This is a genomic window from Paraburkholderia sp. J63, assembly GCF_905220245.1.
GTDB lineage: Bacteria > Pseudomonadota > Gammaproteobacteria > Burkholderiales > Burkholderiaceae > Paraburkholderia.
In genome coordinates, this window is record NZ_CAJMZF010000029.1 from 1 (window position 1) to 22,753 (window position 22,753).

Annotated in this window: 20 protein-coding genes; 9 read left to right on the forward strand and 11 right to left on the reverse strand. The window is 65.1% G+C overall.

What is annotated here, in order from left to right; translation table 11 throughout:
* The first annotated feature begins 33 nt into the window (after positions 1–33).
* The 3 genes from U5775_RS26030 (at position 34) to U5775_RS26040 (ending at position 3,993) form a co-directional block, all read left to right on the forward strand.
* Positions 34–1,287, forward strand: coding sequence for an NAD(P)/FAD-dependent oxidoreductase (locus U5775_RS26030; protein WP_322060986.1), 1,254 nt, complete (start codon positions 34–36; stop codon positions 1,285–1,287).
* A 34-nt stretch (positions 1,288–1,321) separates the two neighbouring features.
* Complete coding sequence (locus U5775_RS26035; RefSeq protein WP_322060987.1) at positions 1,322–2,737, forward strand: MFS transporter; 1,416 nt, start codon at positions 1,322–1,324, stop codon at positions 2,735–2,737.
* Between the two features lie 146 nt (positions 2,738–2,883).
* On the forward strand, positions 2,884–3,993 hold the full coding sequence (locus U5775_RS26040; RefSeq protein WP_322060988.1) for a helix-turn-helix transcriptional regulator: 1,110 nt from the start codon (positions 2,884–2,886) through the stop codon (positions 3,991–3,993).
* On the opposite strand, the gene U5775_RS26045 is transcribed toward U5775_RS26040, so the two are convergent.
* The 8 genes from U5775_RS26045 to U5775_RS26080 form a co-directional block, all read right to left on the reverse strand.
* Entirely contained in the window at positions 3,974–4,768 is a 795-nt protein-coding gene (locus U5775_RS26045) for an alpha/beta hydrolase (RefSeq protein ID WP_322060989.1), read from the reverse strand. The two genes, U5775_RS26040 and U5775_RS26045, sit on opposite strands and share 20 nt — an antisense overlap.
* Positions 4,769–4,844: 76 nt before the next feature.
* Positions 4,845–5,120, reverse strand: coding sequence for a hypothetical protein (locus tag U5775_RS26050; protein WP_322060990.1), 276 nt, complete (start codon positions 5,118–5,120; stop codon positions 4,845–4,847).
* Positions 5,121–5,399: 279 nt separating this feature from the next.
* Entirely contained in the window at positions 5,400–5,639 is a 240-nt protein-coding gene (locus U5775_RS26055; protein ID WP_322060991.1) for a hypothetical protein, read from the reverse strand.
* Positions 5,640–5,731: 92 nt separating this feature from the next.
* A complete protein-coding gene (locus U5775_RS26060) occupies positions 5,732–6,847 on the reverse strand; it encodes a succinylglutamate desuccinylase/aspartoacylase family protein (RefSeq protein WP_322060992.1) in 1,116 nt (371 codons plus the stop codon).
* Positions 6,848–6,871: 24 nt separating this feature from the next.
* The gene (locus U5775_RS26065; RefSeq protein ID WP_322060993.1) at positions 6,872–7,654 is read right to left on the reverse strand and encodes an ABC transporter substrate-binding protein; all 783 of its coding nucleotides are present in this window, start codon (positions 7,652–7,654) and stop codon (positions 6,872–6,874) included.
* A gap of 323 nt (positions 7,655–7,977) precedes the next feature.
* Positions 7,978–8,736: an ABC transporter substrate-binding protein gene (locus U5775_RS26070; protein ID WP_322060994.1), complete on the reverse strand. Its 759-nt coding sequence runs from the start codon at positions 8,734–8,736 to the stop codon at positions 7,978–7,980.
* Between the two features lie 339 nt (positions 8,737–9,075).
* Complete coding sequence (locus U5775_RS26075; protein ID WP_322060995.1) at positions 9,076–9,585, reverse strand: nucleoside deaminase; 510 nt, start codon at positions 9,583–9,585, stop codon at positions 9,076–9,078.
* A 46-nt stretch (positions 9,586–9,631) separates the two neighbouring features.
* On the reverse strand, positions 9,632–10,984 hold the full coding sequence (locus U5775_RS26080) for a nucleobase:cation symporter-2 family protein (RefSeq protein WP_322060996.1): 1,353 nt from the start codon (positions 10,982–10,984) through the stop codon (positions 9,632–9,634).
* Between the two features lie 130 nt (positions 10,985–11,114).
* Here U5775_RS26080 and U5775_RS26085 point away from each other — a divergent pair, with 130 nt between their 5' ends.
* Together U5775_RS26085 and bfr are read left to right on the forward strand one after the other, a co-directional pair.
* Positions 11,115–12,029, forward strand: a complete 915-nt coding sequence (locus tag U5775_RS26085; RefSeq protein WP_322060997.1) for a LysR family transcriptional regulator — start codon at positions 11,115–11,117, stop codon at positions 12,027–12,029.
* A gap of 145 nt (positions 12,030–12,174) precedes the next feature.
* A complete protein-coding gene (gene bfr / locus U5775_RS26090) occupies positions 12,175–12,651 on the forward strand; it encodes a bacterioferritin (protein ID WP_322060998.1) in 477 nt (158 codons plus the stop codon).
* 130 nt (positions 12,652–12,781) lie between these two features.
* Here bfr and U5775_RS26095 read toward each other — a convergent pair whose 3' ends face one another.
* Positions 12,782–15,049 carry a TonB-dependent siderophore receptor gene (locus U5775_RS26095; RefSeq protein ID WP_322060999.1) on the reverse strand — a complete coding sequence of 756 codons (2,268 nt, stop codon included), beginning with the start codon at positions 15,047–15,049 and terminating at the stop codon, positions 12,782–12,784.
* Positions 15,050–15,366: 317 nt separating this feature from the next.
* On the opposite strand from U5775_RS26095, the gene U5775_RS26100 reads away from it, so the two are divergent.
* Together U5775_RS26100 and U5775_RS26105 are read left to right on the forward strand one after the other, a co-directional pair.
* Entirely contained in the window at positions 15,367–15,594 is a 228-nt protein-coding gene (locus U5775_RS26100) for a hypothetical protein (RefSeq protein ID WP_322061000.1), read from the forward strand.
* Positions 15,575–16,396, forward strand: a complete 822-nt coding sequence (locus U5775_RS26105; RefSeq protein ID WP_322061001.1) for a helix-turn-helix transcriptional regulator — start codon at positions 15,575–15,577, stop codon at positions 16,394–16,396. The genes U5775_RS26100 and U5775_RS26105 overlap by 20 nt, the downstream gene beginning before the upstream one ends.
* Positions 16,397–16,426: 30 nt before the next feature.
* Here the strand turns inward: U5775_RS26105 and U5775_RS26110 are convergent, their stop codons facing one another.
* Positions 16,427–20,596: an autotransporter domain-containing protein gene (locus U5775_RS26110; RefSeq protein WP_322061002.1), complete on the reverse strand. Its 4,170-nt coding sequence runs from the start codon at positions 20,594–20,596 to the stop codon at positions 16,427–16,429.
* Between the two features lie 159 nt (positions 20,597–20,755).
* Between U5775_RS26110 and U5775_RS26115 the strand changes: the two genes are divergently transcribed.
* Positions 20,756–21,046, forward strand: coding sequence for a hypothetical protein (locus U5775_RS26115; protein ID WP_322061003.1), 291 nt, complete (start codon positions 20,756–20,758; stop codon positions 21,044–21,046).
* Positions 21,047–21,083: 37 nt separating this feature from the next.
* The gene (gene hutC, locus U5775_RS26120) at positions 21,084–21,821 is read left to right on the forward strand and encodes a histidine utilization repressor (protein ID WP_322061004.1); all 738 of its coding nucleotides are present in this window, start codon (positions 21,084–21,086) and stop codon (positions 21,819–21,821) included.
* A 77-nt stretch (positions 21,822–21,898) separates the two neighbouring features.
* Here the strand turns inward: hutC and U5775_RS26125 are convergent, their stop codons facing one another.
* A complete protein-coding gene (locus U5775_RS26125; protein ID WP_322061005.1) occupies positions 21,899–22,750 on the reverse strand; it encodes a phytanoyl-CoA dioxygenase family protein in 852 nt (283 codons plus the stop codon).
* Between the last annotated feature and the right edge of the window lie 3 nt (positions 22,751–22,753).

Sequence of the window (22,753 nt, forward strand, 5' to 3'; positions counted from 1 at the left end):
GCCGCAAGGCAAGTTCATGACGGAGCGTAAGCAATGAGCGACGCAATCGGGAGCAGCGCCGAAGCCGGCGCTCAGGACGCACCGCGCACCGTCGTGGTGATCGGCGGCGGCCAGGCCGCGGGCTGGGTCGTGAAGACGCTGCGCAAGGAAGGCTACGCGGGGCGGCTCGTGATGATCGCCGACGAAGTGCATCTGCCCTACGAGCGTCCGCCGCTCTCGAAGGCCGTGCTCGCGGGCGAGGCCGATATCGAAACGGTGCGCATTGCGAAGCCCGACGAATTCGCCGCCTTGAACGTGGAAGCGTGGCAACCCGATTGCGCGACGGCGATCGATCGCGCGGCGCGCGTGGTCACCACGCGCTCGGGCCGCGAGGTGAAGTACGACCGCCTCGTGATCGCCACGGGCGGCGCGGCGCGCAAGCTGCCCGCGAGCATCGCGAAGAGCGCGCACGTGACCTGCCTGCGCACGCTCGACGAAGCGATGGCGCTGGGCGAGCGGCTGCGTCGCAGCCAGCGCGTGCTGGTGGTGGGCGGCGGCTGGATCGGGCTCGAAGTGGCCGCGACGGCGCGCAAGCTCGGCGTGGCGGCCACCGTGGTGGAAGGCGCGCCGCGCCTGTGCGCTCGCTCGCTGCCGCAGGACGTCTCGGACTTCCTGCTCGAACTGCATCGCGCGAACGGCGTGGACGTGCGCTTGAACGCGGCGCTCGTCTCGCTCGAAGACCGTGCGGAAGGCGGCGTGCGCGCGACTTTCGCCGACGGCAGCACGCTCGACGCCGATTTCGCCGTGGCCGGCATCGGCCTCGCGCCGCACACGGCGCTGGCCGAGGCCGCGGGGCTTGCCGTGGAAGACGGCATCGTCGTGGACGAATTCGGAGAAACTTCGGACCCCTGCGTATTTGCCTGCGGCGACGTGGCGAACCATCCGAATGCCTGGCTCAAGCGCCGCGTGCGGCTGGAGTCGTGGGCCAATGCCCAGAATCAGGCGATTGCGGCGGCCAAGGCCGTGCTCGGTGTGAAGACGCCCTATGCGGAAATTCCGTGGTTCTGGTCCGATCAGTACGACGTGAATCTGCAGATCCTCGGCGACATTCCGGCCGGCGTCGTGCCGGCGCTGCGCGGCAGCCTTGACGAAAAGCGCGCGACGCTCTTTTTCGTCGAAGAGGGGCATCTGCGCGGCGTCATCGCGATCAATTCGGCGCGCGACCTCAAGCTCGCGCGCAAATGGATGAGTCAGGGACGCGCGGTCGACATCGCAGCGCTCACGGACACCAGCAAGGCCCTCGCTTAAGGCCTCACGAGACAACACGGAGACGGGACCAGGCATGAGAACTTTCGACACTACCATCGGCCATGGCGACGGCGCCACGGTCGCAGAGACGTTCAGTGGGCCACACACGCGCGGCTCGATCATCGCGCGGCTCGAACGGCTGCCGACCAACGCCATGCAGGTGCGCGCGCGCCTCTTGATCGGCCTGGCCACGTTCTTCGACGGTTTCGACGTGATCGCGATTGCGACGACGCTGCCGATCCTGATCCAGAAGTGGCATCTCACACCGTGGGAGATCGGCTTTCTGATCGCCTCGGGTTCGGTCGGCCAGTTGTTCGGCGCGTTCCTGTTTCCGTGGCTGGCCGAGCGCCACGGCCGCGTGCGCGCGATCGCCTGGAGCTCGGGCATCATCGGCGTGACGAGTATCGCGTGCGGTTTCGCGCCCACTTTCATGGCCTTCGCCGCGCTGCGCGTGGTCCAGGGCCTGGGTCTCGGCGGCGAGCTGCCCGTGGCCGCAACGTATATCAACGAAGTCAGCCGCGCTCATGGCCGTGGACGTTTCGTTCTCCTCTACGAGATCGTGTTCCCGGTGGGCTTGCTGGCGTCGAATGCACTCGGTGCGTGGGTCGTGCCGCGCTTCGGCTGGCAGGCCATGTACTTCATCGGCGCGCTGCCGCTCGTGCTGTTCTTCGTGCTGCGCAAGCTCGTGCCCGAGTCGCCGCGCTGGCTCGCCGAACGCGAGCGCCTGCAGGAGGCCGCCGATGCCGTGAACGCGTTCGAGCGCACCGCGAAGGGCCCGCTCGATCCGGTCACGAACGCCGCCGACTTCGACGCGCTCGTGAAGCGCCATCCGAAGCGCAGCATGAAGGACCTGTTCGGCCCGGCCTATCTCAAGCGCACGCTGGCGGTGGCCATGCTGTGGATGACCTGCGGCTTCATTCAGTACGGGCTCTCCACCTGGCTGCCCACGATCTACCGCAACGTCTATCACGCGCCGCTGCAACTCGCGCTCAATCTCGCGGTGGCCGCCTCGGTGCTCGGCGTGCTGGGCTCGCTCACCTGCGCGCTGCTGGTGGACAAGGTGGGCCGCAAGCCCATCATCAACGTGTCGTTCGTGCTGTGCGCCGTGTCGCTCGCGCTGGCCGGCGTTTGTCATGCCATGTCGGTCTATGTGGTGGCGACGTTCTGCGCGCTCTCGCTCGGCCTGCTCGCCTGCGGCTTCATCACGGCCTATGTCTACACACCCGAGCTCTATCCCACGAGTATCCGCGCGCTCGGTTGCGGCGTGGGCGGCGCATGGCTGAAGGTGGCGGCCATCTTCGCGCCCACCATCGTCTCGAAGACGATGATCGGCGGCAATCTCGACGTGGCGTTCTATATCCTTGCCGCCGTGCCGTTCCTCGCCGCCTTGACGGTGCATTTCCTCGGCATCGAAACCAAGGGCAAGGTGCTCGAGCAACTGGAGGCCTGAGCGCCGGCACTCGCCATCGTGCGATGGCGAGAACGCGAGGCTTTTAATCAGACGCAGTTTAAATTCGCGTATTAAAAGCCTGTTGAGCGACCACGCAAATTCTTTCTTACGGGAACCATTCGAATAGCGCGGCGCAAATCCATCGCGTGTTCAAATATTCGTCGATGCGCTTGGACGCGCATCGATTCTGTGCTATCAAAATAAGAACAAAGAACAAGATTGGGTTCCGATGTTTTCCGTTTTCAGCTGGGGGTCATGAGCAGGACTCGAAAGCGGAGGCAGCCATGCAAGACCTCAGTGGCTTTCTTCTCTCGTTGCATGGCGCCGCACGTGAAGTGCCGTTCGAAAACTTCCAGGAGCATGCGCTCGTGCTGCTCAAGGAACTCGTGCCGTTCGACGCGGCGCGCTGGGGCACGGCACGCCACGACTCACGCGGGGCCGAATTTCACGCACCGTATCTCTACAATGACTCGCCCGAGTCGCTCAAGGATTACGACGCCGTTCGCGAGCAGGACAGCGCCGCCGCGTGGTGCCTCGCTCATCTCGGCACCGTAATCAACTTTCCGCTTTCCGCGCTCTATGCGCAGTCCCACTGCCCGGGGCTATTGAGTTACGTGCGCCGCTATCGCCATATGCACGGGCTGATCATTGGCTGCAAGTCGGGAGAAGAGGGCTTGAGGCAAGCCATTTCCCTCTATGGCGCATACGAGGACAAGCCATTCGACGAGACGCAACGCAGAACGCTGGAAGTGGTGTTTCCGCATCTTACGGAGGCCTTGCAAACGAGTCTCGCGTTTCAGATGGAGCGGATCAGGCCGCAAGGGAGCGAAGCGAAGTGGTCGATGGCGGTCTGCGATGCGGCGGGAGATTTTTTGTTCGTCGAGCCAGGCTTTCGCGATCTGTTGCGTCAGGAATGGCCGTCTCATGCGCATCATGCTTTACCGGCGGTGCTCGCGCACCTGGCGAGCGCCGGTGCCCAGGCGGGTTTTCAGGGGCATGCAGCGCTGTTCTTTATCGAAGTCGTTCAAGACAAGGCTTTCGTGCGCGCCCGCGCGCGCTTGCCGGTGGACGCGCTTTCCCGGCGTGAACTCGAAGTCGCCAAACTCGTGACGACGGGTCTCACGCACAAGGAGATCGCGCGCTTGCTGGACATCGCGCCCGCCACGGTTCGCAATCATTTACAGGCGATACACGAGCGAGCCGGCGTGCATTCCAATGCCGAGCTCGTGCAGCAACTCAGGCGTGCGGGGCACTAGCTTTCCACCAGTGCGAGGCCGGTGCTTCGAGATGAATGAAATGGCCGGTGTCGAGCTCGATGGACTGCGCGTGCGGAAACAACTGCATCCAGATGCGGCGCTCGGTGGCGAGATTAATGAGCGGATCTTCGCGGCCGAATACCAGTTGTACTTTTTGGATGCCCGGCACGGGCTCTAGCAGGGGCAGCGGATCGGCCCAGAAGTCGCGCACGATGACCTCGAACGCACTGGGGTCCACGACACTCTGGCGTGCGAGCAGATCGAGATACCAGCGCTGGCGCGTGGCCGAGCCCGCGCTCCAGTAAAGCTCGAACAGGTTTGCAAAGCTCGTGACCTGAACCGCGAGCCGAGCGAAGCGGGCGTAGTCGCTGGTCGCCTTGAATTCCTCGAGCGCGGCGAGCAGCGGTTCGGAGGACGGCGAGAGCGCGAGCAGCCGTGTGGCGAGCCGCACGAACGCATCGCCGATGTCGTAGACCGGCGCGAGCAGAAACAGCTTGCCCACGTGTGCGGGCACGCGGGCGACGAGGCGCAGCGCGAGATGCGCGCCGAACGAATGCGCGATCAGATCGACGGGCCTTCCAGTGGTATCGGCGAGCATGCGGATTTCGTCTTCGGCTGCCTCAATGAGCGCATCGAACGGCCGGGCGAACAGCACGACCGAACGCGGCTGGTCCCACCAGTGAATCGGCAGCGTGTGCCCGTAGAGATCGCGTTCGGCGATCGACGAGAGTCCGGGGCCGCCGTGCAGGAATAGCGTGGACAAGGGGGAGTTCATGCTCGCTCCGCGCGACGTGCGAGTGATACCCGCCCTGGCCGGGGCGGGCTGTGCGCGTGGCCGCTCGAATGCCGTATCACTGGACGTCGACGACTCCGGGGTGGTCGCGGCACATGCAGTGGGCGCCCGGTTCGAGGCTCGTGTCATTCAGATGGCAGGTCCAGCCGTGCGTCATGCGGCAGATTTTATTGGTGCCGGCCGCCTGGGGCGCAGGGGCGGCTGCGGCGGCCGTCGTTGCCGCGGCTTCGGTTTGAGCAGCAGGCTGCGCGGCTGCCGGTTGTGCGGGATTGTCCTGCGCCCATGCGGTCGAACACAGAACGCAAGCGAGGAGGAGGGCAGGGGGCATCTTCATGTGCATCTCCAGCTAAGGCGAGAGGCGTCGTGCGCGGCGGCTTTGCGCGTACGAGACCGGGCATCGTCGGGCGCGATGGGGGGACGTTGGTATGCCTGCCGCTTCTCTGAGAGCCGAGGCCGGAAGAATCGAATCGTGTTGCCCGGCCCCTTGTGGATAGGGTGGAAGTTTCGGGTCGCCCGCGCAATGATGCAATTGCATCATGCGTGATGGGCCTGTGGAGTCGGGGCGTTCGGGTGCGTGACGGCTGGCGATACGAGCGGTAAGCGAGCTCGCGAATCAAGGATCGTTGACCGCGTTGATAATGTCCGTGAGGAACCACGGCAGGATCAGTTGCGTATTGGGATCGCTGACGCCAACGCTGAGTCTCGGCGGCTTGGTGGGAACGCGGTTGCTTGCGTAGTAACGCGTATCTGCGGGAGCCTGCCGGGCGGATTGATCGCTCACGGGCGGCGGCGGTGCGGAGGCACAGCCGGCAGTGAGCGCAACGAGTACCACTGCGGAATAAAAGGGTTTCATGAGGACGAACTCCAGCCACGTTATTTTTGACAACGTGGCCGGTGGCGAGTTCGTCCCGGCGCGCGGGCGCCGCTAAGTCCGCGCTATGACGCTCAGTTCGGTAACAGCGACCCGCTTCTCAGCGGTTCCGCACCCGCGACACACCCCACCTCCATCCCGGCGCTGGCAAACCGTGCGCGCTGGCGCGCGTACAGCACGCCGGCAACGGAGCTTTTGACCGTGACGACGCGATCGGTCAGCGGGTCGACGATATCGGCGATCGGGTGGCCGGGCTCGACCCGGGCGCCCACCGCCGTGCGGAACACGAGCACACCCGAGATCGGCGCGATGAGCGACTCGCTGCCGGCAAACGGCGTAGGCCCGAATTCGAGCGGCGGCAGCGGCGCGGGCGTGCCATCGATCACGCCGCGGTGCGTCAGATATTCGACGATCGCATTCGCGTCGTGCTCGGCGAACCCGTACGACACGTCCGCCTGGCCGCGCATCTCGATCGTTACGGAGATCGAACCATTCGGAATCGGATAGCGCTCGCCGTAGCGCGCACGCAATTCAGACCAGCAAAAGCTGTGAATCTCGTCGAAGGGATTGCCGATCGAATTGAGCGCGAGCAGCGAAGCCTTGGCGTCGAGGTAGCGCGCGAGCGGCTCCACATCGGCCCACAGATCCGGGTTCGTGTAGAGATGCATCGCGGCTTCGAAGTCGCAGTGCAGGTCGAGCACCACGTCGGCATCGTACGAGAGGCGCTGCAGCGCAAGGCGCTGCGACTGAAGCTCGGTGGTCGGCGTTTGCTCGGCGAGCGCCTCGCGCATGGCGGCGCGCACGGCCAGCAGGTTCTGTTGCGCGTCGCCAGTGAGGCGCGATTCGATACGCGGTATCACGAGCTCGGCCAGATCGTGAAAATGGCGATTGAAGTTCGAGGCGGTGCCGGTCTCGAAGCGGCCGAGCATCTGGCCGAGCAGACGCTGGTTGAGGCCGATCGGATTGGGCACGGGCACCACCACGATCTCGCCGCGCAGCTTGCCCGCCGCTTCGAGCGCGGCGAGGCGCCTGCGCAGCGCCCACGCGACCAGCATGCCGGGCAGCTCGTCGGCATGGAGCGACGACTGGATGTAGATCTTCTGCCCGCCGGCCGGGCCGTAGTGGAAGCTCGTGAGGTGGCGCTCGGTGCCGAGCGCCGGGGAAATCAACGGATGCGTCTGTGTTTGCATGATCAGTGACTGCGCCCGATGCCGTTAGCTGCCGTACACGTCGAAGTCGAAGTACTTCGACTCGATCTTCTTGTACGTGCCGTCCTTGATCATGCCGGCGATGGCCTTGTCGATCTGCGCCTTGAGGTCGGCGTCGTCCTTGCGCAGGCCGATGGCGGCGCCCACGCCGAGCGTGTCCTTCGGATCGTTTGCGCTCAGGTCGCCGCTCGCGAACTGGAAGCCCGCGCCGCGCGGGGTCTTCAGGAAGCTTTGCTCGGCCTGCACGGCGTCTTGCAGCGCGGCGTCCAGACGGCCCGAGATCAGGTCCGCGTAGACCTGGTTCTGATCCTGGTAGGGCACGACCTGCACACCCTTGGGCGCCCAGTAGAGCTTTGCATAGGCCTCCTGAGTCGTGCCCTGCTCGACGCCGATGGTCTTGCCCTTGAGCGAGTCTGCCGTCGGCTGGAGGCTCGAACCCTTCTTCGCGACGAGGCGCGTCGGCGTATGGAACAGCTTGGTCGAGAACGCGATCTGCGCCTCGCGCTGCGGCGTCATCGACATCGACGAAAGCACGCCGTCGAACTTCCTGGCCTTGAGCGCCGGGATCATGCCGTCGAACTCGCTTTCGACCCAGACGCACTTCGCGTTCATGCGCTTGCAGATCTCATTGCCGAGGTCGATGTCGAAGCCGACCAGCTTGCCGTCCGTGCTCTTCGATTCGAATGGCGGATAACTCGCATCGACGCCAAAGCGGACGGTGGACCAGTCCTTCGCGGAGGCGGACGTTGCGATCGCCAGGATCGCCAGGGACAGGGCAAGCTTCTTCATTGACGTGAATCTCCAGTATCGACATCGGTGCCGCTCGGTAAGCGGCCACATCTTCACGCGGATGAGGTTTCATCCGCAAAGTTGAATAGACAAGATAAACGAATGGATATCGTTTGGTTAAGTAGGGTTTTCGCTGAAGAACTATTGTGAAGCGCCTGTTAGCACGGGCGTTCGTGCGAAACGGCGCGGGGTGCGGGAGGGGGAGTGGTGTCTTACAGGTTTAAAGTATAGACAACTAAAAAGCCCAGACCGCCGAGGTCTGGGCTTTCTTGCGTCTTCAAACCGGGCCGCGTCTTCACGCGGCGCCGGCGTGCATGCGCGGCTTAGCTGCCGTACACGTCGAAGTCGAAATACTTCGACTCGATCTTCTTGTACGTGCCGTCCTTGATCATGTCGGCGATGGCCTTGTCGATCTTCGCCTTCAGGTCGGTGTCTTCCTTGCGCAGGCCGATGCCGGCCGCATCCGACGGGATCTCGGCGCCCGCGAACTGGAAGCCCGCGCCGCGCGGGGTCTTCAGGAAGCCCATGTCGGCCTGCACTTCATCCTGCAGCGCGGCGTCCAGACGGCCCGAGATCAGGTCGGCGTAGACCTGGTCCTGGTTCTGGTAAGGCACCACGTTCACGCCCTTGGGCGCCCAGTTCGTCTTTGCGTAGGTCTCCTGAATCGTGCCCTGCTCGACGCCCACCGACTTGCCCTTGAGCGATTCGGCCGTGGGCAGCAGGCTCGAACCCTTCTTGGCGACGAGGCGCGTCGGCGTGTTGAACAGCTTCGCCGAGAAGGCGATCTGCTCCTGGCGCTGAGGCGTCATCGACATCGACGAGAGCACGCCGTCGAACTTCTTGGCCTTGAGCGCCGGAATCATGCCGTCGAATTCCTGCTCGACCCAGACGCATTTCGCGTTCAGGCGTCTGCAAATTTCGTTGCCGAGGTCGATGTCGAAGCCGACGAGCTTGCCGTCCGCGGCCTTCGATTCAAACGGGGGGTAGCTCGCATCGACACCAAAGCGGATGGTGGACCAGTCCTTCGCGAAGGCGGAGGTTGCGATCGCGAGGATCGCCATGAACAGGGCAAACTTCTTCATTGCTTTGGAGTCTCCAGTATCGACTTCGGGGTTGCCGTGAAAGCCCGCGGCATCTTTTCCGGAAAAGACCGTGCTGTCGGCCGGTTGGATAGACAAAATAGACAATTGGCGATGGACGGTTAAGTAGGGTTTTCGCTGAACACGAACAGATGAATTCGCCTGGGTCCGATTGGAGCAAGAATTGGCGTGCCATGCGCGAGGTGCGTCTTATGTATTTAATGTATAGACAAGAAAATAATGGAATGAATGCATCGTAATGAGTTCGTCAGAAAAGAATAAGCCGCCGCAGATCATTATCGTGCGGCGGTTTCAAAGTGACGCTATCGGGCCTTTGCTCGCCTATTCCCAGAAGCCCCGATGCGAGCATGCCGCTTCATCTTCCAGCACCGGGCCGACGACATCGATATGCCGCTGGCCGCGCAGGAACACCTCGCGGCACGGCAGCGAGAACGTCGGATTTTCGGGGTGCGCGCCGGTGAGCGCGAGCAGCCGGTGTTCGGAGAGCGCATACACCACGCGCCCGATATTGCACCAGTAGATGGCGCCCGCGCACATGCAGCACGGCTCGGCGCTCGTATAGAGCGTGCAGCGGGCAAGCTGCTCCGGTGACAGCACGCGCGCCGCTTGCGCCGCGGCGGCGAGCTCGGCGTGCTGGGTGGGATCGCCTTGCGGCGGCATCGAGTTGTTGCCGGCGGACGCGACGATGTTGCCGTGCTCGTCCGCCACGAGGGCCGCGAACGGATGGCGGCCGTTGCGTCGCGATTCGTCGGCCAGCTCGATGGCTTTGCGCAGCAGCGCGAGGTCGCGTTCGTCGAGCTTGGCGGGTTCGAGATCGGTGGTGGCGTTCATTTGAAGTTTTCCGTTGTGGTCAGTGAAGGAAGGTGGCCCGGTTAGTTCAATGGGCTTCGGTGCTGGTGTTCCCGGCGAGCGCCGCCGTGTTCTCATGCGCTTGCTGTGCGTCGCGATTGAGCAGGACGTTGAGCACGATGGCGGTAATGGCGCCGAGGAAAATGCCGCTGTCGAGAATCAGCTTCACGGGTCCGTGGACCTGGGCGAAAAGGGTAGGGAAGGACATCGGCAACACGCCCACGCTCACGGACACCGCGACGATGATCGCGTTGCGCGTGCCGTCGAACTTCACGCGCGAAAGCTCCTGAATGCCGGCCACGGTCGTCATGCCGAACATCACGATCGCGCAGCCGCCCAGCACGGGCCGCGGCACCGAGGCGATCAACGCGCCGAGTTTGGGAAAGAGCCCCATGAGCACCATGATGACGCCCGCGGACGCCACCACATAGCGGCTTTTCACATTCGAAAGGGCGATGAGGCCCGTGTTCTGCGTGAACGCGTTGTAGGGAAAGCTGTTGAAGAGGCCGCCGAGCATCGTCGAAAGGCCGTCGGCGCGAAAGGCGTTGCCAAGCGTCTGCTGTGAGGAAGGGCGGCCGATGATCGTGCCGATGGCCAGCACGTTGCCCGTGGTTTCCGCCATGATGACCAGCATCGCCAGCGCCATCACGAGCGTGGGCGTCACGGCGAAGCGCGGCACGCCGAACGCGAACGGCGCGCTGATCTCGAACCACGCGGCGTCGCCCACGTGCGCAAAGCTCGTCATGCCGCATGCGGTCGCGATCAGCGTGCCGGCGATCAGCCCGATCAGCACCGAGAGATTGCCGATAAACCCCTTGAAACGCGCATGAATGAAGAGCGTGACGGCCACGGTGGCGAAGCCCAGCAGCAGGTTCGCGGCGGAGCCGAAGCCCGGCGCGTCGGGATTGCCGCCGCCGAGCCAGACGGCCGCCGCCGGCATCAGCGAAACGCCGATGATCGTAATCAGGCTGCCGATCACCACGGGAGGAAAGAAACGCAGCAGCCGGCTGAACACCGGCGCAATGAGCACGGTGAGCGCGCCCGCGGCGATCACTGAGCCGAACACGTAGGTGAGGCCGTATTGCTTGCCGATCATGATCATGGGCGCGATGGCGATGAACGAGCAGCCCTGGATCAGTGGCAGGCGCGCGCCGAACTTCCAGATGCCGATCGTCTGGATCAGCGTGGCGATGCCCGAGGTGAGCAGATTGGCGTTGATCAGCGTGACCATCTGCTGCTGCGTGAGGCCGAGCGCGCTGCCGAGTATCAGCGGCACGGCCACGGCGCCCGCGTACATCACCAGCACGTGCTGCAGCCCGTAGCTTGCGAGCTGGCGCAGCGGCAGGAGTTCGTCGACGGGATGAATGCCGGGTTTGCTCATGAAGTGTCTCCTTTGTATGGGCCGGGCCTCGGCGGCTGGTCGTGCCTCGTCCGGTGCGCCGTAATCCATCACGTTTGCAGGGTCACCAAATGAACATCCATCGTTTTTATCAATAATTCAGGGAAGCGCCATGCGCTATTCGCTCGACCAGCTTGAAATGTTTGCGAGAGTCGCGAAGACCGGCTCGTTCTCCGCGGCGGCGCGCAGTCTGGGCAAGACGCAATCGACCATCAGCGTGGCAATCGCGAACCTCGAAGTGGACTGGGGCCTGCCGCTTTTCGACCGCACGAGCAAGCTGCCCGTGCTCACGCCCGCGGGCCGCAAATTGCTCAACGAAGTGGAGCTGGTGCTCGAGCGCTGCCTCGATCTGGAATCGCAGGCCAACGATCTCGGGGAACTGGTCGAGCCGCGCCTCACGCTCGCGATCGAAGTGCCCTACAACGCGCTGATGCCGGCGATCACCGACTTTTCCACGCATTTCCCGGCCGTCGATCTCGACATTCGCCATCCCTTTCACGGCGACGTGAGCGAGCTGCTGCTCAAGGGCGAGGTGGATCTGGGCGTCGCGTTTGCGCAGCCCGCTTATCCGCGCGACCTCGGTTTTTCGCAGATGGGCAAGCTGATTCTTGCCCACGTCGCGCGCCGCGATCATCCGCTCGCACAGCAGGCGAGCGTGAGCTTTGCCGAGTTGCGCTCGTATCGCCGCCTCGTTTTCAGCGCGCACAACAACACGCTGCCTAGCACGGAATACCTCGATTCGGCGCGTAGCTGGCAGGCGGAAAGCTACCTTGCGCTGCTGGAAATGACGCGCGCGGGACTGGGCTGGACGACGCTGCCGCGCCAGTTGATTCTGCGCGAGCTCGAAGCCGGCGAATTCGTCGAGCTTCAACTGGCCGCCTATCCCCATACCGACTGGCTTGTGGGCGTCGACCTCATCTGGTCGAAAGCGCGCGTGCTGGGCAAGGCGGGCGTGTGGCTAAAGCGCCGCTTGCAGGATCATAAGGTCTACGAACTGGATCGCAATGGCAATGCCACGACGCTCTAATTGGCACGACGTGCGATCCATCGTCGGAAAGGATGCGAAAGAAGAATTCTTTTCGTTTGCTTTATTGTTCGCGTGGCATGGGCGCTGAATGTCTATGCTCCTTCTAACTGCTCTTGCGGCAGCGAGTTGACCTCAGGAGGGAGCCATGCAAGCGGATCCAAAGGTTATCGAATATCTGAACGCTGAGCTCAAGAACGAGCTGACTGCCATCAATCAGTATTTTTTGCACGCTCGCCTCTACAAGCATTGGGGGCTCGAGGCGCTGGGCAAACACGAATATGACGAATCGATCGAGGAGATGAAGCACGCGGACAAGCTGATCGAACGTATTTTCATGCTCGACGGCTTACCGAATCTGCAGGACCTGAGCAAGCTTCTGATTGGCGAGGACGTGCGCGAGGTGCTCGAATGCGACCTCAAGCTCGAGCGAGTCGCCCAGGCGCAATGCAAGGAAGCCATTGCGTACTGCGAGTCGGTGCGGGACTTCGTGTCGAGAGAGATTTTCGTGGAGATTCTGGACGCCACCGAAGATCACATCGACTGGCTGGAAATCCAGCTTGGGTTGATCGACAAGGTTGGCCTCGAAAATTATCAGCAATCGGCCATGGGGTCGGTTAGCTGAGGCGCGGCTGCCCGGCAATTGATCTGAACAATCAAGACCACGCCACGCCACGCCGTGCCACAACGCGCAACGCCGCGAGCGTTTGCTTCGCGGCGTTGCGGGTCTTTGCATCGGCTTTCGCTTCGGCTGATTACCAGTTGTAGCGCGCGGAAGCGATGACCGTGCGCGGATTCCCATAGATGCACACGGCGGACGACTGGCAACCGCCTACGTAGCGACGATCGAACAGGTTCGTCGCGTTGATCGCGAAGCGCCAGTCGCGCGTGTCGTAGTGCACGGCCGCGTCGTAGAGCGTATAGCTGGGCACGGTGATCGAGTTGTCCGCCGCGCCCGCGACCGAGCTCTGGTAGCGCACGCCCGCGCCGAAGCCCAGTCCGGCGAGCACGCCCGTGTGCCAGGTCCAGTCGGCCCACAGCGACGCCATCTGCCGTGGCCGCGGAATATCGACCGGCCATTTGTTCAGCGACTCGTCGTTCGCCTTGACGTTCTTCACGTCCTGATAGACATAGGCCGCAATGATCGACAGATTGTGCGTGAGCTTGCCGACCGCGCTGAATTCGAACCCTCGCGAACGCACCTCGCCCGTCTGCACGTAGGTGCTTTGCGTGGGATCGTCGGGGTTCGGCGTCGCCACATTGGTCTGGTTGATCTGGTAGAGCGCGGCGTTCAGCATCAGGTTCTTGCCGGGCGGCTGCCAGCGCAGGCCCAGTTCGACCTGGCGTCCGCGCGTGGGCTCGGCAATCGAGCCGTCGGCCATGTTCACGCCGAGCAGCGGATTGAACGAGGTCGAGTAGCTGAGGTACGGCGCTAGACCGTAATCGCCGAGGAACGTCACGCCGACGCGTCCGGTAAAGGCATGGTCGGCCTGGGTCTGCTGCGTGCCGCCCATCAGGTCGTTCTGCGTCGTGATCGACCAGTCCTGGCGGCCGCCGAGCGTGAACACCCAGCGGTTCCACTTGATCTGGTCCTGCAGATACAGGCCGAACGCATCCATCGAGCTCTTGATGTCGGTGCGCGGGTAGGCGTCGGGCGAGGAAAAGATCGCCGCGGTGACGGGCGTGTAGACCGGATTGAACAGGTTCAGGTCCGACGCGAGCGCCAGTTGTTCGCTATCGGTCGTGGTCTGCCGGTTGTACTCGAAGCCGGCCAGCACGGTATGGTCGAGCGCGCCCGTGCGGAATTTCGCCTGCGCCTGGTTGTCGACGTCGAAACGGTTGTAGTTGAACTGGAAGATCCCGGCGTAGCGCGTGAGCGACGCCATCGTCGGGTCCGCATCGTCGAGACCGCCGCCGTATACCGACCAGTCATTGGTGGACAGATGCATGAGGCGCGCGCTCTGGCGCACCGTCCATACTTCGTTGAACTGATGTTCGAACTGGTAGCCGACCGACGCCTGGCGCTTGTCATAGCGGTCGAAATCGGGGTCGCCCGTGTAGAGATTGTTCGAGATCACGCCGTTCGGATTGGGCAGCACCGTGCCGCTGGCGGGCAGGAAGTTGCTCGCGGTGTCGGTCCAGTCCTGCAGATAAGTCGCGTAGAGCGTGAACGAAGTGGCGGCGCTCGGCTGCCACTTGATCGAGGGCGCGAGCGCCACGCGCTGATCGGCATTCGGACCGAGCTGCGCATTGCCGTCGCGCGCGACGCCCACGACGCGGTACGAGAGCGTGCCGTCCTTGTCGATCTTGTCGCCGATGTCGAACGCGAGCTGCTTGCGCGCGAAGTTGCCGAGCTGCAGTTCCATTTCGCGGATGCGCTCGCCGTTGGCGAGCTTGCTTTGCACGTCGACGATGGCGCCCGGATCGCCTTGCCCGTAGAGCACCGAGGTCGGGCCGCGCAGGACGCTCAGGCTCTCGATCATGTAGGGATCGACGCGCCAGCTCGCGAGGTTGATCGTGTTGGGCACCGAAAGCCCGTCGACGAACAGCGTCGGCGTGAAGCCGCGCAGCGCGGCATACCAGTCGGAGCGATTGTCCGAGCTATAGGTGGAAAATCCCGGCACGTAGCGCAGCGCCTGATTGACGTCGGTCGCGCGCGTCATCTCGATCTGCTCGGCGGTCACGACGTTGATCGTCTGCGGAATCTCGTTGATGGGCGTGTCGGTCTTGGTGCCGGTGACGCTGCGGCGTGCGACGAGCCCCACGGTGGCGTTCTGGTCCTGGCTGCCCGCGATGGCGATGGCGGGCAGCGTCTTGTCGGCCGCGGCGGGCGCGGCGGCTGCGGCGGACGTGTTCGCGGCGCTGTCCGCCTGGCTGCTCGTCTGTCCCGCCGAGGGCCGAGGCCGGGAAGCGTCCTGTGACGGCGCTGTCTGCGCGAGCGCGTGGCTCGGCGCGGCCGCATAGAACGCCATGCCCGCAGCGGCAGAAATCGCGCGCAGGCGCGTGCTGGTTGCCCATTCCATCCTTCGTTGCTCTCCAATAGTGTGTGGCCGCCCATTGGGCGAATCTCTGGCGGGGAACGCCGGCCTCGTGACCGGCGCGCCCCGCGTTTTCGGGTTGTTCTCGTGCCGTACGCGTGGCCCGCGCCCGGTGTGCTGCTTCTCTCCGCTTCGGTTCCGGCTCCGGCTGGCCCGCCCGATATCGACGCATCGACGAATCGACGCATCGACAATTCGGGCCGCCCAGCGAAGGGCACGCGGCAGCGACTTGGCTGTCGCGCAGCGGCATGGTGGAGCCAGGGGACTGACCGCTCATCGCGGTGAGGGAGAAGGGGCGGTTCATGGCCGCGCCCGGTTTCGTAGGGGGTGTCGCCGTCGCGCGGTCGGTCGGCAGGACGGATCGCGCGCCGGATTATGCAAGAATGAGAATTATTACTACTCCAATTCAGGCCATTCCTTACGGCTGGACAGGAAGAAGCTTACAGGTGACGGAGGCTCGACGTAATGACAACCTCTATCGCGATCCGGCCATTTTGTTGCTGAAACTCGATGAAAACGGAAAAGTTTGAAAATCTGGAACCGGTGTGGCGGCAACGCTTCCTGCCGATTCGCACCGATGCGGAGAATCCCGTGGTCGCGCGCATGTGGGACTTCGAGGACGGTTTTCGCGACCCGTGGCACGCCCACGAGGAGGCGCAACTGATCTACGTGACGCGCGGCGTCGCGCGTGCGCTCACGCAGAACGGCATCTGGACGCTCGCGCCGTTCCAGGCGATCTGGGTGCCGCCGGGCGTCCTGCACGAGCTTCACGCGATTGGCGAGGTCACCGCGCGCACCGCTTACGTCGATGTGAACGCCGCCCCCGAATTCCGGGCCTGGACGCAGTGCAAGGTGGTGCAGGTGGGGCCGCTGCTGGACGCCTTGCTGGTGGCCGTGGCCGTGAGCACCGGCGATCGCGACACGCGGCGCACGACGCTCGCGCTGCCGCTGCTCCGGCTCGAACTGTCGAGCGCGCGGCCGGCGCTGAGCGGCACGCTCCCGCTTCCCGCCGACCGGCGCCTGCGGGGTGTGTGCGAGCAGTTGCTGCTATGTCCCGAGAACAACGACACGATCGATGTCTGGGGCGTGCGCGTGGGTGCGAGCGCGCGAACGCTGGCGCGGCTCTTTCGCGACGAAACGGGGCTCAGCTTCGGGCAGTGGCGGCAACAACTGCGCCTCGTGGAGGCCGTTGCGCGGCTCGCCCAAGGCACGCCCGTCGCCGCGGTGGCCGTCGAGCTCGGCTATCAGAGCCCGAGCGCGTTCACGTCGATGTTCCGGAAAACGCTGGGCGCGAGCCCGCAGCGGTATCTCAGGCAGCGCGAAAGCCCGTGATCGGCGTCCCGCCCGGCCGTCCGTCGGCCATCAGAAAGCCCAGTTCAGCCGGCCCGCAAACGCGTTCTCACGCGTATGGCCGCCATACTGGCCCTGATAGTTCACGTCGAGGCTCAGGCGATCGGTGAGCCGCGCCGAGAGACCCGCCGTGAACTCCCCGACCGTGCGCGACATGCCAGTGCCGTTGACCGTGAACGTCGCGCCGGGGATGCCGTTGAGCCCGAGCATCATCGAGCTGTCCGAGCTGCCCAGCAACTGCCGCATGCCGAGACCGAGGCTCGCGACCCACTCCGACGACCTGAACGTCCACGCGTGATCGAAGCGCAGCATCAGGCGCGCGTCGGCCGTCGTGGTGTGCTGCCCCGGCACGTTCAGGCCGAGCGCCGGATCGCTTTCGCGCGTGCCATTGAGGTCGAGATGCGCGGCGTCGAGGCCGACGAGCGGCGTCACCGAATTGCCGTGCCCGATGTTCCACGTCTGCGCGATGCGCGCCTGCGCGCTCCAGATTCTTGCGGTCTGCGAGGCCTGCTCGTAGTCGACCGGGCCTTGGCTATAGCCGACCAGCAAGCCTGCGTTCGCCGTGCCGACCGGATGCGACGCGTACATGCCGACCTGCCACAACGTCGAGCTAAGCGTGTCCGCCGCATAGTCGCGGGTCGCGCCGACGTGCGTCGAGCCCGCGCTCGCGCCGAGCGTCCACCCCGAGTAGCGCGTCTGCGCGCCCGCGAGAAAGCCGCTCGCGGTCGTGCGCACGCCATCGGCATTGCCGTCGCCCTGGAGCTGGCCCGCCGAGCCGGACGCGTCGAACCAGACGTCCTTGTCCGACGTCGCGCCCACGCGTCCGGAGAGGCCGATATGCGCGTACACCGGGTCCCAGCTGTCGCGCACGCTGTCGGCGAGCACGGCGGGAGTATCGGCGTAGATCTGGCCGTCGAGACGGTCGAGCATGCGCGCCTGGTCCGCCGGGGCCTCCATGTAGAGGTTGTTCAGCGCCGTTTCCAGGGCGCCGCTCGCGCTCGGCACCGCGCCGTCGAGCACGGTGGCGACGCGCAGCTCGTTGGGCGTCTGCGCGCGCGGCGCGAACGCCGCGGTCGGGAACACCGTGATCGCGACCTGCGGGTCGGCGTCGTAGGTCATGAAGAACCCGTAGTTCGAGGACAGCCCTTCCACCTGCACCTGCGAGAACGTGCCGGTGAGCGTCGCCGTGGGGTCCGGGTTGTCTATCAGCACGTACTTCGTCTTCAGATAGTTGCCCGCGCTGGCGTAGACGGTGGCCGCGCCTGCGAGGTGAATGTCGCCGGTGACGTTCAACTGCGTATGCGAGGCGCCGGGCGCCGCACCATCGGTGCCGGCTGTCGGCGTGGCGGTCGGCGCGATCGCGAACACCACGTTGCTGCCGGCGCTGAGCGTCACGTTGCCTTGCAGCGTGGTCGCGCCGCCGCTCGCGCTCACCGCGAGCCCGTTGGCCGTCTGGACGGTGTTGCCCGCGACGAGCACGCCGCCCGCTGCGTTCACGAAGTCGCCCTTGAGCGTGCCCGCGCCCGACACGAGCCCCTGGTTCGTGAACCCGCCCGCGAAGTGGGCCGTCTGCCCGGCCGCGAGCGTCGTCACGCCCGAGTTCGTCGCGGCGCCCGCGAACGACGCGGCGCCGGGCAGGAACTGGCCGCCCGAGAGCACCGATACGGCGCCCAGCAGACTGCCTCCGGCGCCCAGCCGCAGCGTGCCCGTTTCGACGGTCGTGCCGCCCGTATACGTGTTTGTGCCGGTGAGGGTGGTGGTGCCGTTGCCGGCGAACAGCATCGCGCCGGCGCCCGTGATCGCGCCCGAGATCGTGCTGTCGAAGCCCTGGTTGTCGATCGCGCCGCCCTGCGCGCCCAGCGTGATCGGCGCCGTTTCGGTGATGGCCGCGAGCGTCCGCAGCGTGCCGCCGTCGAGCGTGATGGCGCCGGTGCCCAGGTTGGCAGCGGAGCCGATCGCGACCGTCGTGCCCTGCTGGATCGTCGTGCCGCCGCTATAGGTGTTCGCGCCGGACAGCGTGGTGGTGCCCGCTCCGGCCAGGGTGAGATGGCCCGCGCCGGAGACGGTGCCCGAGAACGCGGCGCTGTTGCCGCCGTTGTCGATCACGCCGCCATTCGCCGCGACGTTGGCGTTCGCGCGCTGCACGACGTTGCCGTTGGCGATATAGGTGCCGCCGTCGAGCGTCAGCGGACCGGCGCCGAGGCTGCCCGCGACCAGCGTGCCGCCGTTGATCGTGGTGCCGCCCGAATAGGTGTTCTGGCCGGCCAGCACCTCGGTGCCCGCGTTGAGCGTCACGCCGCCGGTGCCCGCGATCGTGCCCGTGAACACGTCCGCCGCATTCGTGAGCACGAGGCCGTGGGCGCCCAGCTTGACCGCGCCCGTGCCGGCCAGCGTAGCGATGCTGCGATCGCCGCTTGCGCCGCTGATGTCGAAGGTGCCGTTTGCGACCACGCCGAGCGAGCTCGCGATGCTGCCATTGCCCGCGAGCGCGATAGTTGCGCCCGCACCGATTCCCGTTGCGCCCGTATAGGCGTTGATGCCGGAAAGCGTGAGCGTGCCGCCCGTGACGCTCACGCTGCCGCTGCCCGCGATCGAGCCCGAGAATGCGCCGTTCGCATTCGTGATCGTGAGCCTGTTGCTGCCGAGCTGCACGGTGCCCGCGCCCGAGAGCGCCGCGATGCTCGCGTCATGGCTCGCGCCGCTGAGGTCGAACGTGCCGTTATCGGTCACGCCGCTCGAGTTGCCGACGGTGCCGGCGCCGGCGAGCGCGAGCGTCGCGCCCGCGGCGATGGCCGTGGCGCCCGTATAGCTGTTCGCACCGGCGAGCGTAAGCGTGCCGCCCGCGACCGTCACGCCGCCGCTGCCGCCGATCGTGCCCGCGAACGTGCCGTTTGCGTTCGTGATCGCGAGGGTGTTCGCGCCCAGCACCACGCTGCCGTTGCCGGCGAGGCTCGCAATCGCTTCGTTGCCGCTCGCGAGGCTGATGTCGAAGGTGCCGTTGTCGGTCAAGCCGCTCGAAGCCGCAATGCTGCCGCTGCCGGCGAGCGCGAGCGTCGCGCCGCTGGCGATCGTCGTCGAGCCGGTATAGGTGTTCGCGCCGCTGAGCGTGAGCGCGCCGCCGTTGCCGCTGTTCACGATCGTGAGGCTGCCCGGCGTGCCCGCCGTGGCGTCGGCAATCGGATTGACGATCTGCGCGCTCGTGCCGGCCGTATCGATCGTGCCGTTGTTGCCCGTGATCGTGAAGCTGTAGGGGGCGAGCGGCGTGCCGTCGAGCACCAGCGTGCCGCCGTCGAACACCGGATTCAGCGTGGCGGGCGAGCCGGCCAGGCCCGCGGCGTTGGCCGTCGACGTGATATTCGTGGCACTCGCGCCCTGGCCGAGCTGTTGCTGCTGTTGCAGATAGCCGATCAGGTTCTGGATCAGCGAAGTCTGCTCATAGCCGGTCTGCAGGAAGTTCACGTCGAGCACGGAAATCAGCGCGCCCTGCATGGCGTTGCTCAACGTGCCGACGCCCCAGGCGGCCGCGCCGCATACGCCCTGGCCGTCCGCGGTGATGCACGAGCCGTTGCCGAGCGACGAGAACGCACCGATGGCGGCATAGCTGACCGACGCGTTCTGGTTCGCGCTCAGGTATTGCGAGGCGGTCGTCTGCGCGTTGCCCGAATTGTCGCTCGTGCTCACGCTGACGTCGCCGCCGCCCAGCGAGGCGATGAACGGACCGAGCGCCGCATCGCGGGTCGCGCCGTACCAGGCGTTCTCGCCCATCACGAAGAGATCGCCGCCGCCTTGCAGATAGCTCGTGTACAGGCTCGTGTAGTTGAGCGGCTGCGCGGCGCCGAGGTCCCACACCTGGGCGAAGCCGGACAGCGTGGCGGGCATGCTCGTTTCGTTGATGACCGTGACGGTGTTGCCGGCCGCCGTGGCGAGCGTGGCAAGATTGGTCGCGATGGTCGGGACGTCGCCGTAATCGACGATCAGCACGTTGGCGGCCTGCGCGGCCGGTTGGCCCGCCGCCAGCAGCGCGAATCCGAGACCGGCCGCCGCATACCGAAGGGGCTTGCCCGTGCGCGTGCCGGCGCGTTGCGATGCGCACATCGGAGCGATCTGCCGCTGCATGGTGGTCCGCCCGCGAAAGCCGACCGACTCGAACTTGCCGCAGATTTTTATCAGGCGATAAATCATTTAGTTGTCCATTTTAAATGGGGCAGGCCTTTGCAATGGCGCGATGGCGGTTCTGGCGCAACCGTCCTCATGCGGACAGACGCGAGCGAACCATCGACTGCAATGGTCTGGAATAAACGTCGTTATGCGGGGTTGGGGGAGGGTGTCAGGCCGGGTCCGATGCTGCCCACTCTGCTTGCCTGTATGCCGGGGCGGCTCGCCCCAATTGCCGAATTGCTGTCTCGCACCGCCTGCTCCGTCTTCATTCGTATTTCGCCGCTCGATGCTGCAGGTGCTCAGCGCAGGTGCGGCATCGTCCTGTTTAACGGAAGTTTTTCCGGTTTCATTAATTTATTTTTGTATCGATATGCGGCGCAGGCACAATGGGTGGAAATATTTACCGGAAATGGACGATTGAAGCGTTCGGCTTGGCGTTCCCGGCGCCGCTCAGCGGGCCCCCAGCCGTTATAAAATCCCGGCTTTCGCCGCCCGCCTATCAGGACCCTCGATGATCAAAAAGGTCGACGCGCCGTTTCAGCAGATCAAAGCCCTCGTTCGCAAGCGCATTCAAACCGGCGACTGGAAGACCGGGGAGCGCATCCCCTCCGAACTCGATCTCGCCGCCGACCTTGGCGTGGCGCGAATGACGGTGAATCGGGCGCTGCGCGAGTTGACCGACGAAGGGGCATTGCAGCGCATCGTCGGTGTCGGGACCTTCGTTGCCGAGGAAAAGCCGCAATCGAATCTGCTGATGATCGCGCACGTGCGCGACGAGATCCACGCACGCGGGCATCAATACCGCTGCCACGTGATCAGCCAGGCGCGCGCGCTCGCATCGACCGAGATCGCGGCGGCGTTCGGCCTGCCGGTCGACGCACCGGTGTTCCATGTGGTTTGCGTGCACGAGGAGAATGGCCGGCCGATTCAACTCGAAGAGCGTTATGTGAATCCGGCCGCCGCGCCGGATTTCATCGACCAGGACTTCCGGACCGAGCCGCCGTCCGAGTATCTGTACAACAACGTCTCGCATTACGAGCTCGAGATCGAGCATATCGTCGACGCGACGATGCCGACGGCCGAGCAGGCGAAGCTGCTCGACATGCGCGCCGACGAGCCGTGCCTGACGCTCACGCGCCGGACCTGGACCAACGGGCTGCCCGTGACGTTCGTGCGCTTCGTGCATCCGGGCAACCGCTATCGGCTCGGTTCGCGCTTCAAGCCCGGCGCCACGCGCCATCAAATCTGATTCGTCTTCCGCTTCGCCGATGACTGGCGAAGCGCGCGGCGGTCCCTATGCTTGCCCGCCGCGCGCGCGTTGCTCCTTTAGAGCTCGCTCACCTGCCCATCGCTTTTCGACCACAGAACGGGGAACAGCGGATGCGCGAGCGATGCGCCTTCGGGCAATGCATCGGCGAGCCCGGGAAAGTCCGGCGACGTTTTCCAGCGGCGCGGCGCGTGGCGAACGTCGTCGCCGACGAAGCGGATCGAGAACGCGCGCCGCCGGTTGCGCGTGCCGCCCGACGCATGCAGCGTCAGCATCCGGAAGCACACCATGTCGCCCGGTTCCAGCGCCCAATGCCGGATCGGGAACGCCTCGCGATTTGCTTCGATGTCCGGAAGATCGGCGAGGCTGCCTTCGGGGAACCACTTCGCTTCCTTGTCCATGAACGTGCGCGGCATCAGCCACGGGCCGCGATGCGAGCCCGCGACGAATTCGAGCGTCGATTCGAGCGGGACCGGATCGACCGGAATCCACATGCTGACGTTGTCCTCGCCTTCGATGTTGTAGTAGGGCTGGTCCTGATGCCACGGCGTGCGCTGCTGCGTGCCCGGCTCCTTCACGAGCAGATGGTCGTGATGCAGGCGCACCGTGTCCACGCCCATCAGTGCCGCCGCGACCGAAGGCGCGGGCGAGCGCGCGATGAACTCGCGATAGGCGGCGTTGTGCTCCCAGTTGCAGAAGTCCTCGAAGAACCAACCCGGATCGTCGGGACGGCTCGCCACCTTCGAGCGCGGGCTCGGATGCGCGAGATTGCTGTCGATGCCGGTCTTGAGCGCCTCGATTTCGCTGGCCGAAAAAATGCCCTTGATGCAGACGGCGCCCTCGGTGCGGAAGGCTTCGATGAGCTCGGGCGTGACCGCTTTTTCAACGCGTTCACGAATGGTCATGGTCATGGC

Coding starts and splice junctions, on each gene's coding strand:
- U5775_RS26055 (WP_322060991.1), bottom strand. CDS start 5,639: ATGAAACCCTTTTATTCCGCAGTGGTACTCGTTGCGCTCACTGCCGGC.
- U5775_RS26085 (WP_322060997.1), top strand. CDS start 11,115: ATGCGCTATTCGCTCGACCAGCTTGAAATGTTTGCGAGAGTCGCGAAG.
- U5775_RS26030 (WP_322060986.1), top strand. CDS start 34: ATGAGCGACGCAATCGGGAGCAGCGCCGAAGCCGGCGCTCAGGACGCA.
- U5775_RS26050 (WP_322060990.1), bottom strand. CDS start 5,120: ATGAAGATGCCCCCTGCCCTCCTCCTCGCTTGCGTTCTGTGTTCGACC.
- U5775_RS26065 (WP_322060993.1), bottom strand. CDS start 7,654: ATGAAGAAGCTTGCCCTGTCCCTGGCGATCCTGGCGATCGCAACGTCC.
- U5775_RS26045 (WP_322060989.1), bottom strand. CDS start 4,768: ATGAACTCCCCCTTGTCCACGCTATTCCTGCACGGCGGCCCCGGACTC.
- U5775_RS26110 (WP_322061002.1), bottom strand. CDS start 20,596: ATGATTTATCGCCTGATAAAAATCTGCGGCAAGTTCGAGTCGGTCGGC.
- U5775_RS26080 (WP_322060996.1), bottom strand. CDS start 10,984: ATGAGCAAACCCGGCATTCATCCCGTCGACGAACTCCTGCCGCTGCGC.
- bfr (WP_322060998.1), top strand. CDS start 12,175: ATGCAAGCGGATCCAAAGGTTATCGAATATCTGAACGCTGAGCTCAAG.
- U5775_RS26100 (WP_322061000.1), top strand. CDS start 15,367: ATGGCCGCGCCCGGTTTCGTAGGGGGTGTCGCCGTCGCGCGGTCGGTC.
- U5775_RS26060 (WP_322060992.1), bottom strand. CDS start 6,847: ATGCAAACACAGACGCATCCGTTGATTTCCCCGGCGCTCGGCACCGAG.
- U5775_RS26075 (WP_322060995.1), bottom strand. CDS start 9,585: ATGAACGCCACCACCGATCTCGAACCCGCCAAGCTCGACGAACGCGAC.
- U5775_RS26105 (WP_322061001.1), top strand. CDS start 15,575: ATGAAAACGGAAAAGTTTGAAAATCTGGAACCGGTGTGGCGGCAACGC.
- U5775_RS26035 (WP_322060987.1), top strand. CDS start 1,322: ATGAGAACTTTCGACACTACCATCGGCCATGGCGACGGCGCCACGGTC.
- U5775_RS26115 (WP_322061003.1), top strand. CDS start 20,756: ATGCTGCCCACTCTGCTTGCCTGTATGCCGGGGCGGCTCGCCCCAATT.
- hutC (WP_322061004.1), top strand. CDS start 21,084: ATGATCAAAAAGGTCGACGCGCCGTTTCAGCAGATCAAAGCCCTCGTT.
- U5775_RS26095 (WP_322060999.1), bottom strand. CDS start 15,049: ATGGAATGGGCAACCAGCACGCGCCTGCGCGCGATTTCTGCCGCTGCG.
- U5775_RS26070 (WP_322060994.1), bottom strand. CDS start 8,736: ATGAAGAAGTTTGCCCTGTTCATGGCGATCCTCGCGATCGCAACCTCC.
- U5775_RS26125 (WP_322061005.1), bottom strand. CDS start 22,750: ATGACCATGACCATTCGTGAACGCGTTGAAAAAGCGGTCACGCCCGAG.